The organism is Xenorhabdus hominickii, from assembly GCF_002632725.1.
GTDB lineage: Bacteria > Pseudomonadota > Gammaproteobacteria > Enterobacterales > Enterobacteriaceae > Xenorhabdus > Xenorhabdus hominickii.
In genome coordinates this window covers 355,022-370,019 of record NZ_NJAI01000002.1, presented here as the reverse complement: position 1 = coordinate 370,019, position 14,998 = coordinate 355,022, and the positions used below count along the sequence as shown (strand labels likewise).

Genomic DNA, 14,998 nt, shown 5'->3' with positions numbered 1-14,998 from the left:
GATTTGTGACAATAACGGCAATAGACGTCAGCTTTGGCCATGCTTTACCCTTAAAAGGCGGGAAGCATATCACAACAACTAACTATTTAATACATGACCGCATTAATGACTGATGTGGATGTTTATATTTTTGATGAGCCTACCAATGGCCTTGATGTTGCTTCAGTGAAATTTTTTAAAACCATAATCAATTCTCTTGCTAAGAATAAAATTATTATTTTCAGTTCTCACGATGAAAATTTTTTACATGGGTTGAATATTAATAGTTATCAAATAAATGAAAAAAATATAATTAAGATTGAAAACTAATATTTTGACTCTTAGGAATATATATTCAATAGATTTCAAGTTATTTCTGATAACGCGACAACCTGAAAGATTATAATATAATTTTTCCTATTATTTCTCTTTTTTCATTCTCGTCAAAGTATTTTCTGACGGCACAATCGGCCGCTCAATTGGAAACACAGGTAAAGAATTTAATAAACGCGGCCCATAACGTTTGGTCAATAATCTATTATCATAAATTACCACATCTCCATAACACTCATGGCTGCGGATTAACCTTCCTACTTGTTGAATCAAATTGAAAGAAGCAATTGGCAGGCTTTGGACTTCAAACGGGTAGCGTTTTAACGATTTCATCCATTCACTTTCTGTGATAATGACTGGGTTGGTCACAGGTGGAAAAGCGATTTTGTGAATATGAACTTGTGAAAGATAATCACCTTTTAAATCCAATCCTTCTGCAAATGATTGCAATCCAACCAGAACGCTGGCTTGCCCTTCATCAATGCGTCTGCAATGTGTTTCTACCAATCGGTAGCGAGGTTGATCACCTTGTACCAATAGCATCAGCCGCAAGTCTGTGACGAACGTGAGAAACCCTTCCATAGCTCGTTGGCTGCTAAATAATATCAACATTCCCTGATGTTTCTCTTCCATCACCTGTGAACGGAAATAACGTGCCATCTCCTCAAGATGCTGCATTTCATTCTGAATGGTCGGCTCTTGTGTCATTTGAGGTATGATCAAACGCCCTTGTCGTACATGTTCGAAAGGTGATGATAGAGTCACAAAGCGGTCATCATGATTTTCATGCAAACCCGTCAATTCCTGAATTCGGGAGAAGCTATTCAGTGAACGTAATGTAGCTGATGTCACTATCACATGAGGAATATTGCGCCATAAAAGCTGGGTTAATTGTTCACTGACTCGAATTCCGGCGCAATGAAAATACAAGTGTGATTGGTTTTTCTCATAGCGGCGTGTTAACCATTTTGATATCGGTGCGTGAGATGACTCCTCTTTTGAAGCCAAACTCCATAATTTCGCCATATTTTCAAAATAGCCTAATGTACGGCTGGTTTGCAAAATAGCCCGATGCAACTGGACTATATCCTTTTTAGCTGTCTGTTCGGTTAAATCATTTAAAATTGCTTCAGCTAAACCACGTAACCCATCGGTGAGTTTAAATAATTGTTGGCAACACAGTATCAAGCTATCCGGTAATTTTCCCAGTGCAAATAAATATTCCTCTGATCCGCTACGTTCAGGTAATATCGCCTGTGTCATCATCGCCAATTCCTTGAAATATTCACGCGTTGCTTCACAATGAGTCTGCAATCGGGAAATATTTGCCAACGCGGGCGGCTTCGCGGGACGAAATTGAACGAGGTATTGCTCTACGTGACGAACAAATGTATCAAGTTGTCCATTAAGCTGGAATAACGTGATTTCTCCTTCAACTTCCAGTGAATCTCTTGCAACATTAGGTATATGGTGCCCTTCGTCCAAAACTAGCAGCAAATTTTTTGCTTCCGGTAAGACAGATTCACTTTCCAGCGCTGCCATGACCAAAGCATGGTTCGCAACAACAACATCTACGTCTTCAATTTCCCGACGGGCAAGGAAGAATGGACAACGATGGTAAAATTGACAATTCCGCGCCAAACAGTTCATTTTATCCGTACTGACCTTTGCCCACAGTAAATCTGATAGCGCCAGTTTATGGTGATCGCGTAAACCATCCCATGCAAAGGTCGTGTAATCACTGCGTAGCCGACGACACAGCTCCCGCTCTTCACTGTTGGCAATTTCCGTTTGATCTTCAAACAGAAACATCAAATCTATCTGCTCTCCCTCTGCGGCACAAATGGCCTCCAGGTTACGCGGGCAAACATAACGCGCACGACCAAAAGCTCCCGTGAATTTCAGATCAGGGATGATCTTCCGTAATAATGGCAAATCCTTACTGTAAATTTGATCTTGCAGAGCAACATTCGCCGTACTGACCACCAGTGTTTTCTGTTCCGCCCGGCTGACAGCAATCCCCGGGATCAGGTACGACAAAGTTTTTCCGACGCCCGTCGGCGCTTCTATCACTAAATGTCGCCCATCTTCATCTGCCAACGTTTTGGCAACCTCTGCAATCATTTGACGCTGTGGAGCGCGAGGAATGAAACCATTAATATGGATGGATAATGCCTTATGCCATTGGCTAATCTGATTTTTTATTGAACTGGAAAGTGCCATGAGTTTTGCTGCGTAAAAATTGGAGCACCATTCTCCCATAGAGTTGACATCAAATCAGCTTTATATGCCATTACTGGGAAGCAGTTTCCAGCTTCTTCATAATCAATACGCAAAATTCGGTTATTACTTGTCTGGAATGTAGAAGCCGATATACTTTTGCCTTTCTACTGTTGGCCTATTAACTCAAGTTATTTATTAAAAAATTATTGGAAACAAAAATGAAAAAAATCCTGCTCATTATCATCATATTATTTTCTGTTGGCTCTATTGGTGGTGTCTTCCTCGCGGGATTGAATATGTACACACGCTCAACAACACCAGTAGAACAACCACAACAAACTCAACAGGAAAATGCCCCGACAGGGCAGCAATAAATACATCAGTTTTATCGCAATCACAGATATTACAATACCTACTGCTTACAGCGTATGATCCGGTATGACGACATCAAGTGAGAAAGCTCATGAAAAATGAATATTTTGTCAGTCCACAATGGTTAAACGAGCATCTCCATGATGAGAATGTCGTTATCGTTGATGCTAGTGCCCCAATGCCTACCCAAGCTATCAATTATCACCAACTTTGGTTGAATAAGCATATTCCGGGGGCTCAGTTCTTTGACCTTGATAAAATTGCCAATCTACAAATCAACCTTCCGCACATGCTGCCAAAACCGGAAACTTTTCGTCAGGCTGTCAGCAACATGGGTATCAGTGAAAATCATCTGGTCATCATTTACGACCAAGGAAATATGTTCTCTGCTCCTCGGGCATGGTGGACATTCAAAATCTTTGGCTCTGCTCGTGTCCGTATCCTTGAGGGCGGTTTACAAGGCTGGGAACAAGCTGGTTATCCAACGGAATCGGGAGAAGTGAGCCGTTCATCCAACGTTTTTAATATTCAATTCGCCCCCGAAAAAGTCTGTTCTCAGGATAAGATCCTTGAAATCCTTGATAGCAATTTACCTGTGCAATTTATTGATGCCAGAGCAGAAGATCGTTTTCAGGCAAAGGTACCTGAACCCCGACCGGGCTTGAGAATGGGGCATCTACCCGGTTCTAAAAATATTCCATGGACAGCATTGATTGATAATGGGCGATATAAATCAGTAGAAGAAATCACTGCGATATTCCAAGAAAAAGATATTGATTTAACAAAACCCATTGTGACCAGTTGTGGATCAGGAATGACAGCCGCAGTTTTAGCATTAGGGCTTGATATGCTCGGCCATAAAGAAGTGGGGCTATATGATGGTTCCTGGGCTGAGTGGGGTGCCAATGATTCACTTCCATTAGAAAAATAAGTCATAGCAAAGGGCATTAATATAACATGCCCTTTATTTTGATTGTTCATATGAATTCTGAAATTTTTAAAGCTATTGAGTAGAAATTTTATGGTATACAAAGAGGACAAGCATAGCGCCAACTACAGCAATGGCAAAACTTCCCAAATTAAAACCGTCAACTTTTCCCATTCCAAAGAATGTACTGATATATCCGCCAACGACTGCACCCACAATCCCTAAAATGATCGTCATGATGATACCGCTGCTATTACTTCCCGGCATAACCCACTTTGCAAGTATCCCAGCAATTAGGCCAAAGATAATCCATGACAAGATACCCATATAGAACCTCCAGAATTGATTAGATTATTTTCTTACGATTCCAACAACACGTCTATGCCCTAATTTAAGACACTGATGGAAAAAATTGCAAATCGCAGAAATTGCGATGCTCTTTTTACCGTTATGGGAACAACTAAAACCCAATCTCCGAAATATAGCAATTCTTCCGTTAAACGGAAATGAGTTTTAGCTAATCCGAATAAAAAGCTTAAACCGAAAAACAACAAGCTATTCGAATTAGCAAGAAATATACTTATTAATCTAATCCAACTATTATATTAACTATCACCTCTACCCTCTCCTATCCGGAATAATAATATTATTAAAAAAATGAATTGATTCATTATTATCCCGTAAATTTTGCCTCAATAACAATTCAGTTCTAGGAGATTCAGTTAATAACATATTGCATATCCAATCCTCTAAGCTATATTGTGAAAACGCGCCATTTCTCCACGCAGTTCGCATCATATTAATAGTATTATCACTCAATTCAGTTGTGTTTAGCAGGTGAGAGATTGTAATAGATCGAATTTCATTGATAGTGCTAACAATAGACTCAGTCTTATTAATAGGGCTTAATATGTCAATGCTGATAAAATCAAGATATAATCTTTCAAAATCCTCTGATGTGATATTCAAATTATGTGGAACTCCACTCTCTGCCACATGAATATTATTAACGATATCTATCGATGAGTTGCTTCCACTTGGTCTGAATATCGCTCTCCTCAATAAATCAAGATCGCGATCCCTACTAGCAGGATAGAGTCCTGTCGTCTCAAATCCTACAGTATGAATACCACTACCTGCGGGGTTTTCGACTGATACAATCCTCTCATCACGTATAGCACTCTGCAACGCTATTACATAATCATTGCCCATATATCCCCTTGGAGGAGCCATGTTCATTCCCCTTGGCGTGAATTCGTAGCTAACTACTTCGCTCGCAAACACTTCGCCAAACGCAGCTGGCGTTTTTTTCATCTGCAGGATCCCCTTGATAATACCGCCGGAACCTGCCCCTAGATCAATCACACCAAGCCCCAATGAAATCCAGCCAAGGATCGTGGAGGCATGAGGGTCATTATCTTCAGTGGCCGCACTGGCGATCCCCGTGACATCTGACAGTAATCCAATCCCAGCGAAAATCGCACCACTCATGCTCAACGATGCTCCACCTGTGGGGATAGCCATAGTCAACCCTGCCACCAACCCAATGGCACAAAAAGCAATCCCAAAAACACTGCTCAAACTCATATGCCCTGTAGGGTCAATACGATTGATTGGATCGCCAAGGCAATAAGCATACGCATTGAGGCCACCGGCACCGAACGGACTCCAGCTATCGGGAGCATTAAAACGCATCAGTACGGGATTATAAGCCCGATATCCATTACCTAAATGATAAGTACCACCTATCGGGTCAAGCTGTTCACCATTATAGGCCGGAATGGCTGGGTTACGTTCCTTTTCTGCTTGCTGCCCATAAGGCGAATAGCGGTAGTGAGTTTGGATGCCGTCGCTCTTGTAGCTCATCAGTACACTGCTATTGTGATCTGTACCCAACAAATGTGCTTCGCTACCCGTAACGGTAGCGACCGTTGTTCCCTGAGCATGTAACAGGCGGGTCTCTGCACCACTTTCACGCAGGATTTCGGTCACTCGCGCCTCACCTTGATAATAAAACTCACGAGTGTTGTCTGCATCGATCTGTTGCAACACCAAACGATCAAACGCGTCATAGGTATAATCACTGGTGGTATCATTGAAACGCACATCGGCCAGTCGTCCTAATGCATCATAGGTTAAGTGACGGCCACCCTCATCCTGAATCAAACGCCCAGCCTTGTCATACTCCAGTATGATAGTGGCTGGATAACCCAAGTGGGTATGGGTTATTGTGCGCAATTGGCAGGGGTCTGACGAACTGTAGGCAAATGTAGCGGTGTCACTGCTCCCGTCAGCGAGAGTAGTGATACAAGTCAGAATATTACCCAGACAATCGTAGGTAAAGTGTTGGTGGGCAATGCCAAAACCGTACGCATCCAAAGGCTGCTCCGAACCAGCACAATCATACTCCGTCAACCAGTGACGCGCAGGATCATACGTGTAGCTTTCCTGACGTAACAGACCGGTATGCTGTGAACGGGTGGCACGCGTTGCTATTTGCCCTGTGGTCGTATAAATCTGTTCAAGGGTCAGCGTATCCTTTTCCGTCTGGATCTCGCGGTTAATCTCACGACCAAAATCATCAAAACCCAATGTGACGGTTAATAGTTTGTCATGCTGTTTGTCATGAACACGCCAGCTATTGACTCGACTGGCTGTATCATAAGTCAAATGCACATCAATATCGGGATCAAGAGCAGCAACCGGACGGCCAAATTTATCAAAGTTCACACGGCGTATTTTCCCTGTCACATCCTGATACGCCGTCAGTTGACCTGCCGGGGAATAAGTGTATTTTTCCTGCCGTGCAGCACCAGCTCCCGCATCGTCAAAGCGGAAGGTGCCTTGCTGCAAACGACCTGAAGAAGTATAACTCAGGCTATGAGTAGCTTGCTGCGCGGCACTGGCTTGGGTTATGACCCCGGTTTTTGGATCGTAAGCAAAACGCTGCTGTATTCCTCCCGCGTCAACCTGTGTCAGAACATTCCCTTGCAAAGGATCGTAGCTATACGTGATGGTATTGCCTAAGGGATCGGTGATCTGGCTGGGACGAGAGTTCTTACCCTGATAGGTATACTGGTAAGTGCGCTCCCCGCTAGTTGTTGAAATAATACGGTGCAGGCTATCGAAGTTGCGGACGCCCAATACATGATCGTTAGCTTTAACCTGAGTCACGAGGCTTTTCAAGCTGAATGGCGCAAAAGATTTTCGGACTACAGTACCATCGCTGTGTGTAGTGCTGTTAATCCGGCCAAACAGATCGTAAGTATACTCAGTCTTTTGCTTCAACTCGTCAACGGTTGCCCGTAAACGACCCAAACCATCATAATGATTGATCTGTTGGCTATGCTGATTACCTTGGCTATCATAAAACGTGGTAGTGACAGGCCGATGACATTTATCATACACCACAGTACGTTTGCTAAATTTCAACCCCGGTGCCTGCAGGGTTATCTGCAGAGTGCGGGTTACCGGATCATAATCTTGCTGGGTACTCTCACCAGTATCCTTAATAATACGATATTGCTGTCCCCAGTCATCATATTCAAAGTACTGGCTGGATGAAACGGGAACCGAATTGCCCTCGTCATTGTCCATGGGTAACCAGTCATAACGGGTTTGCTTCACCACCCGCCCCCAGTTGTCGCGTTCTATTTCAGACACTACCCGCCAGCCCTGCGCTTCCTGTCCTTTCTCAAGTATCTCTTGCTGATAAGACCGCCCCAGTCCATCAAAACGGGTACGTAGCTGGTTGCCCAACATATCTGTTTTGGTGGTCATGATCTCACCAATCCCCTCAATGGTATAGGAATAATGTACCTCCTGGGCATAGTCAGTTTCTGCATTACTAACATACTTCAGGAGACGCCCAAGCTCATCATAATGATACTGGGAGATACATTGTTGTGAGTTTACTTCACGCCATAATTTGCCGCTGAAACGCGATTGGATATATTGGCTGTTAAGACTGAGCTGGTCATATCCAATATACTCAATGTCTTGCACCAGAGTATCTCCCTGAATGGTATAGCTGAAAGTCTGCTGACTCGTCCATGTCGATGCCGAAGAAAACGAAGCCGCCTCTGATGTGGCATGCAGCGTCTCTTCAATACGCTGAATACGGCCATGCTCTGGGGAGTTCACCGCATTGACATACTGAATCCTGCTTTCATGCAACAGTTGGCCGGCACTATACAGGCTCTTACAGGTGCGTACTACAGCATAAGAGGCAGGCGCACCATTGCAGGTGGGTAACTGGCTATAGCGATAGACCGTCTGGTAAACAGGGGCATCCTCATAAGCCCCTTCAGGAGATGACCGGCCCGGTGTCACAGTCTTAGATTTGACAAAACGTACGAAACCATACGGAGAGGCAGGACAATCATCCCCATCTCCTTCTGCCGGATAATAGATCCAGTCGGTGCGGACGCCATCCGAGGAAATCTGCATTGTAGGGTTCCCCGCCGCATCAAACTCCGTCTGGGTAACTTCCCCATCAGATTTACCATTAAAGCAAACCGTCGCCAGTTTCGGCATCTGGAACTGTGGCGGTTGCTGCTGAAATTCAACACCAACCTGGGCATAATATTCGGTTTGGTGCAACCGATTACATTCATTTTTCCCATTTTGCTGGACCATTTCAGAAACCAGCAGGTGATAGTTGTTATAGCGGCGAGTAATAAGGTGTTGAGTGGTGCCATCGTCCCAACTTTCAGTCGAACCATACTGATAATCAGCCAGAATACCATAAAGATAATCTTCATCCCGATCCCAATCTTCCTTTTCTCCATAACCGAGAAAGTTAGTACTGGTAGTATATTGATAGGTTCGCTCAATATTCGGGCCATGACCGGGATATTGTGTGTACTGGACAACATAGGGCAGCGGAGGCAATCCAGACTTCCCAGGAAACTGATGGCCGTCAAGTGTATAAACCACATGTTCGGTCAATCCTGTCGGGGACAAAACCTGCGTTAAAAACCGGCAATCCGCATCATATCTCATCGTCCATTTTAGAAGAGGTTCGACAGCATCATTATTGACCTCAGACACATAGCCATTATTGAAGAGTAATTGAATATTATAGGATTCAGTGGTATTTGGCCTGACAGTAATCCGTGTATAGGAGCCTAACTCATAGTGAACCTGCAATAATTCATTTTCTTCATCCGAAATCGACTTCAAATAGGGGATAGGACCAAGACCATACGCCCAGTTCAAGGTTAAAGTATGACCAAGAGGCGTGAATATTTGTATGGGGACTTTGAGATCATAAGCATTTTGGGGCCCATTCAGTACTTCAACCATACCGGATTTATGGATCACCCGGTAAACATCCTGGGCCACATCTTTTTCAAACCGCACAACATCTTGCTTGTATTGCTCCAAAAAAACGGCATTATCGGTTTCAGCCACCTTATAGCGTTCACCGGTCGAGAGCACTAATAGACGATTTTGCTTATCATACTGGGTTAGGCTGAACGCAAAACCAATGCCAAAACCAATATCCTTGGTATTCAGAGGGCTGTAAGAGAGTGCAATAGTTTGGGTTGGCCCGAGATGATTATTACCAGTGAGTTGGGCAACTAACATGGTATAACTAAACAGACCAGTGCGGGGATCAACGCTACCCATGGCAGCACTTTGAAAGTTATGGGCATTTGAAAAAAAAGAATTATTCATTTCGTCACCTTTTTTTATGGAAAAAACCTGTTTGTCTAGTTTTATTTTTCTGGCTCTATACCCATTGGATTTCAAGATGCAGCACTTATGTCTTAGGAACAAATTCCCAAGAGCGTAGATAACTCTATGTTTATAATCATGTGGCTGGAGTGAGAATTTGTAACCAATAAAGCTGCAATTCGAAAGACAACAGTTCTATAACTAAGAAATGATCAAGAGAAATTAACTATGCGATCAGAAAACAAGCAAAATAAAAAAGGGCAAACATCCTTGTTAATTTAATCAGATTATGCTTCTGCAAAATCAACATCTGTTTTTTTAGTATTATTATCATTATTAGGTATTAACCCAAATCTTCCTTTATTTCCATATTGATCATAGAGAGTAAAGTAAAAAGCCCTGTACCAAGTATCCTGTAAATGAGGAAAGGATGGGTCACCCACCGTTAATATGCTAAAGCAAAGAGAACCAACTTTTTGTCTAATTTTGATATCAATAGGAAACGTAATAGGAAGGCCAAACCACTCAGTATTTCCGATAGAAATCGCCGTTTCTTTTCCTAAAGACCAAAGGAAATGGGCAAAATAATACCTATACCCGTTGTCATCATGATAAAGTTGGTGAACATTATCGACCACCCCACCTTCAGTTTCTAATTTTTTAATAACTCTTTTTCCATATAAATCATTTATATCGAGCGATAAATATATATTAGCCTGTTCCCAACTACTATTATTATGGTAGGTAATTGAATTTTGGTTCATTATATGCCCTTGTTCCTTTTTTATATGAGGATATTTATAAGCTATTTCACCGATCGCCTTTAACTGAACATATGAATCAAATGGCTCGCCATACATTGTAGAGTACTCCTTATCTGGAGTCTGTACCAATACAGCTATTTGTTTGACTTGAGTTACCTCTGAAGGTGAACAATATACATAAAAGGTCACTATTTCTTCTGTACTTCCCCCTGCAACCTCTGCCTGAGTTTGTACAGAAGATGAAATCCCAGGCGTTGTAATAAATTCATTAGGTTCCTCAGTATATGCCCATTCAAAATTTTGATTTTCATTTGCCTTTTTGGTTAATTTATCTCCAGAGTTATAGTCAATAAGCCAAGTATTTTGTAAAAGAATATCTCTTGGAACTGACACCGATTTCCCATTAATATCAGTTGGTTGAATACGGATATCTACAATTATTCTATTTCTTCCGTTAGCAAATATTTCAGCATTGTTACCTGCCTGACGTAATTTTATCTTTAATTTACTTAAACCAGTCCAAGACAAAGATTCGTACTTTTTAATATTATTCATAAACTTCCCCTTTAAATATATTAATTGATTACTAAAGAAAATAATTCCATATAAATAATAGAATGTTAAAATAGAAAATTTAATAATTTAATAATTTAATGTACTAAATTAATAATATAAAAATTTATTAAATGGCCCATAATGAAATCTTAGTTAAATTTACCAGATGAGCCCGTCATAGAAAAGAATATTTTTCGTACCATTTTACTTACACAGAAATAATTCAACTATGAGTTAGCAATATTATGAATATATTTATTTATCACCCTCTGATTAAAACAAAAAAATATTAATTTATTTAAATTTAAAATACACATTTATCACTAACCATTTAGTTTATATTATTGTTATTAAAAATAAAAAAAATAATAATCATATTCAATTATAATTAATACATAATAAAAATAACATAATAAAAAATTCACTTAACATCCATTACCAATAATACATAACTATTATTATATATTTTTTAGATAAAAAATAATTTACATCCTCATATATTTCACAGGATATCTTGAGAATACGGCCTACCAAATAGATTTCAAATTTAGATACATTAGCACGTGAATAACTCCCCAGAAACATAGATAACAATATGTTATGTCACTACGTAACAGGAAGAGTAAACTCAACTAACAAATCTGAGATTCGTAATTTATTGAATATAAAGACAAATATTCATCTGCCGCAAAAGAGATAACACTGGAGATTTCAGCAGACGTTTTTAATGCCCTGATTTGCATAAATAACTCATCTGCTTCATTATATTCTTTACGCAAATATCCTAACCATTGTTTAATACGGGCAACATGATACAACCCTGTATCGCCCTGTTTTTCCAGATAGGTGTATTTTTGCAGTAGAAGAAGAACGCCATGCCACGGCATTTTCGGTTCGTTGTACTTAATCACACGACTTAAATTGGGTACCTGAAGCGCGCCACGGCCAATCATCACAGCATCACATCCTGTCAGTCTGATGCAATCCTGAACGCTCTGCCAATCCCAGATTTCACCGTTGGCAATGACAGGAATGGAAAGGCGACACCGGATCTCGCCAATCGCCCTCCAATTGATGCGTTCTGCTTTATAACCATCTTCTTTGGTTCGGCCATGCACAACCAATTCAGTGGCTCCAGCCTGCTGGACAGCATCCGCAATCTCAAACTGACGTGCACCAGAATCCCATCCCAGACGTATCTTTACCGTTACTGGAAGATGCGTGGGTACGGCTTCACGCATAGCTTTAGCACCACGGTAAATAAGTTCAGGATCTTTTAATAGCGTTGCTCCACCACCACTGCCATTAACTGTCTTAGAAGGACAGCCGCAGTTTAAGTCAACACCCCATGATCCCAATTCAGCCGCCCTAGCTGCGTTTTCTGCCAGCCATTCCGGATATTGTCCCAGAAGCTGGATCCTGACAGGTGTTCCCGCGGGTGTGCGGCTCTGATGATGGAGTTCAGGACACAACCGGTAAAAAGATTTTACCGGCAGTAAGCTGTCAACCACACGTAGAAATTCTGTAATGCAAAGGTCGTACTCGTTGACTTCACTCAACAATTCCCTGACCAAAGAATCCAAAACCCCTTCCATCGGAGCCAACAAAACGCGCATGGATTATTTTCCCGATACCGCTGCACGAGGTGCTTTATTTGCGGTTCTTTGCTGACGTTGGCGCAATGGTTTACCCTGACTGCGTGAACGCTCGCCAGTTTGGTTACCATGTTGATCGCGATGCTGTTCACTGTGCGAATGACTACTGCGAGAGTTATTATGGCGAGCGCCATTACCTCTGGCATTATTTTCGCGCGAATTGCTTTCACGGGAATTGCTTGCACGAGAGTTTCCACGCTGCTCGTTACCGCGTGAATTATTATCCCGTGCATTGCGTCCATTCTGGATTGGTTCAGCCTTGATGGAAGGATCTGGCTCATAACCCGGAACGGCAATGCGTGGAATTTCTCGCTTCAATAATCGCTCTATATCTTTCAGAAGCTTGTGCTCATCAACACAGACCAGCGATAACGCTTGTCCAGTCGCATCAGCACGACCCGTACGACCAATTCGATGAACATAATCTTCTGCAACATTCGGCAGTTCATAGTTAACCACGTAAGGCAATTGATCGATATCCAAGCCACGAGCGGCGATATCTGTCGCGACCAACGCACGGATTTTCCCTGTCTTAAAATCAGCCAATGCACGGGTTCTCGCGCCCTGACTCTTGTTACCGTGGATCGCAGCGGCAGTAACACCATCCTTATTCAGTTGTTCCGCCAGTCGATTTGCACCATGTTTGGTACGGGTGAAGACCAACACCTGTTGCCAATTCTGGCTGCCTATCATATGAGAGAGCAATTCACCCTTGCGCTTTTTGTCTACCAAATGAATTGATTGATCAATCTGTTCAGATGCAGAATTGCGACGAGCCACTTCTACACTTATCGGATTATGCAGAAGTTTATTAGCAAGGCCCTTAATTTCATCTGAGAAAGTAGCGGAAAACAGCAAATTCTGCCGTTTTGCCGGCAACTTGCTCAATACTCGACGGATATCATGAATAAAGCCCATATCAAGCATGCGATCGGCTTCATCCAAAATCAGAATTTCAACATGGGAGAGATCCACTGCGTTTTGGTGTTCCAAATCCAGCAAACGCCCTGGTGTTGCCACCAGAATATCCACACCACCTCGCAATTTCATCATTTGTGGATTAATGCTGACACCACCAAACACAACAAATGAACGCAATTTTAGGTATTTACTGTAATCGCGGACATTTTCTCCTACTTGCGCAGCCAGTTCGCGGGTCGGGGTCAAAATCAATGCCCTGATCGGACGGCGGCCTTTTACCTGAGTTGGGGTTTCACTCAAAAGTTGCAGAATTGGTAAAGTAAATCCTGCTGTTTTCCCTGTTCCTGTCTGGGCACTAGCCAGAAGATCTTTACCGGATAACACAACAGGGATGGCCTGCTGCTGAATAGGGGTAGGTTCTGCGTAGCCTTGTTCTTCAACAGCACGCAAGATATCAGCCATCAAGCCGAGTGACTCAAAATTCATAAATAAGAAATGCTCCAGACTTCACCATTCCTGATATCAATTCAGGGGCAGTTTTATGGGAAGAAAACACAGACGCGATAAACGCAAAGAAATTACACAAACTGCAATGCACCATAAGCGTGGCATTATAACAGATATATTTTCCTAAACAGACCAAAAGAAGCGAATAATTAACGCAAAAGGCACGAATTGAAGACAATTATCTATGAAAATTGCCCCAAAACAGGAAAATTATTTTTATGTGTGCCGATTAAAAAGACAATTTGCGTTTGCTTTACATTGATTTGCTTTAGTTTTAAAGTTAATCATACGATTGATATATTTACGACATTACCGAAAAATTTGGTAACAGGGAACCCCTTAACATGGCAGCGAAGACGGCTCAGACATCCCGAGGCGAACAAGCCAAACAGCAACTTCTTGAAGCAGCAATAGAGATTTTTGGCAAATTCGGTTTGGAAGGCGCGACTACCCGTAATATTGCCCAGCATGCACAGCAAAATATCGCTGCCATCGCTTACTATTTTGGCTCCAAAGAAGGATTATACCTCGCTGTTATACAACATATTGCCGACAGGCTGAAAGCAGAATTTTCCCCATTAATTGAAGATGTTGACCATTTTTTCGCTGAAACACCAAAGCCTTATCCGCAAGAACAGATACTAGCATTTATTCATCAAGGGATAGTTAGCTATAATCGACTGATTTTCGAAAAAAGCAGCATCAATATCAGCCGTATCATGTCACATGAACAATTAACGCCAACAGAGGCTTACAGCGTCATGCATGAACAGGGACTGGCTCCGATTTATTCCCGTATCAATAAACTCATTGCCAATTATATCGGCGCTGATGAACGTCAGACTTCAACCCAGATCCACACGCACGCCTTATTAGGTGAGATCCTCTCTTTCCGTCTGGCTCGGGAAGCTTTATTGCGTCAAACAGGCTGGGACAATATTGGCGCTAAAGAATACGAATTAATCAATCAAGTTTTATCTCAGCACATTAATTTATTGCTGAACGGATTACGCCAAAAGTAACCCGACAGAAGTCACCTGACAAAAAGTAACCCGAAAAATAGTATTTATACCCAAAAT

The 14,998-nt window shown here is 42.0% G+C and carries 10 protein-coding genes; 4 read left to right on the top strand and 6 right to left on the bottom strand.

Going from position 1 to position 14,998, the window contains the following annotated elements; genetic code table 11:
- Positions 1 to 105: 105 nt before the first annotated feature.
- The gene (locus tag Xhom_RS08870; RefSeq protein ID WP_145957439.1) at positions 106 to 309 is read left to right on the top strand and encodes a P-loop NTPase family protein; all 204 of its coding nucleotides are present in this window, start codon (positions 106 to 108) and stop codon (positions 307 to 309) included.
- Positions 310 to 399: 90 nt separating this feature from the next.
- Here the strand turns inward: Xhom_RS08870 and dinG are convergent, their stop codons facing one another.
- Entirely contained in the window at positions 400 to 2,535 is a 2,136-nt protein-coding gene (dinG, locus tag Xhom_RS08865) for an ATP-dependent DNA helicase DinG (protein ID WP_069316460.1), read from the bottom strand.
- 218 nt (positions 2,536 to 2,753) lie between these two features.
- Between dinG and Xhom_RS30125 the strand changes: the two genes are divergently transcribed.
- Both Xhom_RS30125 and sseA read left to right on the top strand, forming a co-directional pair.
- Positions 2,754 to 2,909: a hypothetical protein gene (locus tag Xhom_RS30125; protein ID WP_169928418.1), complete on the top strand. Its 156-nt coding sequence runs from the start codon at positions 2,754 to 2,756 to the stop codon at positions 2,907 to 2,909.
- A gap of 89 nt (positions 2,910 to 2,998) precedes the next feature.
- On the top strand, positions 2,999 to 3,838 hold the full coding sequence (gene sseA, locus Xhom_RS08860; RefSeq protein WP_069316461.1) for a 3-mercaptopyruvate sulfurtransferase: 840 nt from the start codon (positions 2,999 to 3,001) through the stop codon (positions 3,836 to 3,838).
- A 72-nt stretch (positions 3,839 to 3,910) separates the two neighbouring features.
- On the opposite strand, the gene Xhom_RS08855 is transcribed toward sseA, so the two are convergent.
- The 5 genes from Xhom_RS08855 to rhlE all read right to left on the bottom strand — a co-directional run bounded on the left by Xhom_RS08855 (position 3,911) and on the right by rhlE (position 13,898).
- Positions 3,911 to 4,162: a GlsB/YeaQ/YmgE family stress response membrane protein gene (locus Xhom_RS08855; protein WP_069316462.1), complete on the bottom strand. Its 252-nt coding sequence runs from the start codon at positions 4,160 to 4,162 to the stop codon at positions 3,911 to 3,913.
- A gap of 291 nt (positions 4,163 to 4,453) precedes the next feature.
- On the bottom strand, positions 4,454 to 9,517 hold the full coding sequence (locus Xhom_RS08850; RefSeq protein WP_069316463.1) for an RHS repeat domain-containing protein: 5,064 nt from the start codon (positions 9,515 to 9,517) through the stop codon (positions 4,454 to 4,456).
- A 287-nt stretch (positions 9,518 to 9,804) separates the two neighbouring features.
- On the bottom strand, positions 9,805 to 10,836 hold the full coding sequence (locus Xhom_RS08845; RefSeq protein ID WP_069316464.1) for a hypothetical protein: 1,032 nt from the start codon (positions 10,834 to 10,836) through the stop codon (positions 9,805 to 9,807).
- Between the two features lie 632 nt (positions 10,837 to 11,468).
- Positions 11,469 to 12,452, bottom strand: coding sequence for a tRNA dihydrouridine(16) synthase DusC (dusC, locus tag Xhom_RS08840; RefSeq protein ID WP_069316465.1), 984 nt, complete (start codon positions 12,450 to 12,452; stop codon positions 11,469 to 11,471).
- Between the two features lie 3 nt (positions 12,453 to 12,455).
- A complete protein-coding gene (gene rhlE, locus Xhom_RS08835) occupies positions 12,456 to 13,898 on the bottom strand; it encodes an ATP-dependent RNA helicase RhlE (protein ID WP_069316466.1) in 1,443 nt (480 codons plus the stop codon).
- A 365-nt stretch (positions 13,899 to 14,263) separates the two neighbouring features.
- Between rhlE and Xhom_RS08830 the strand changes: the two genes are divergently transcribed.
- The gene (locus tag Xhom_RS08830) at positions 14,264 to 14,941 is read left to right on the top strand and encodes a transcriptional regulator (RefSeq protein WP_069316467.1); all 678 of its coding nucleotides are present in this window, start codon (positions 14,264 to 14,266) and stop codon (positions 14,939 to 14,941) included.
- Positions 14,942 to 14,998: the final 57 nt, after the last annotated feature.

Excerpts from the sequence above, each read along its gene's own strand:
- Xhom_RS08870 (WP_145957439.1), top strand. The coding sequence starts at position 106 with ATGACTGATGTGGATGTTTATATTTTTGATGAGCCTACCAATGGCCTT.
- dinG (WP_069316460.1), bottom strand. The coding sequence starts at position 2,535 with ATGGCACTTTCCAGTTCAATAAAAAATCAGATTAGCCAATGGCATAAG.
- Xhom_RS30125 (WP_169928418.1), top strand. The coding sequence starts at position 2,754 with ATGAAAAAAATCCTGCTCATTATCATCATATTATTTTCTGTTGGCTCT.
- sseA (WP_069316461.1), top strand. The coding sequence starts at position 2,999 with ATGAAAAATGAATATTTTGTCAGTCCACAATGGTTAAACGAGCATCTC.
- Xhom_RS08855 (WP_069316462.1), bottom strand. The coding sequence starts at position 4,162 with ATGGGTATCTTGTCATGGATTATCTTTGGCCTAATTGCTGGGATACTT.
- Xhom_RS08850 (WP_069316463.1), bottom strand. The coding sequence starts at position 9,517 with ATGAATAATTCTTTTTTTTCAAATGCCCATAACTTTCAAAGTGCTGCC.
- Xhom_RS08845 (WP_069316464.1), bottom strand. The coding sequence starts at position 10,836 with ATGAATAATATTAAAAAGTACGAATCTTTGTCTTGGACTGGTTTAAGT.
- dusC (WP_069316465.1), bottom strand. The coding sequence starts at position 12,452 with ATGCGCGTTTTGTTGGCTCCGATGGAAGGGGTTTTGGATTCTTTGGTC.
- rhlE (WP_069316466.1), bottom strand. The coding sequence starts at position 13,898 with ATGAATTTTGAGTCACTCGGCTTGATGGCTGATATCTTGCGTGCTGTT.
- Xhom_RS08830 (WP_069316467.1), top strand. The coding sequence starts at position 14,264 with ATGGCAGCGAAGACGGCTCAGACATCCCGAGGCGAACAAGCCAAACAG.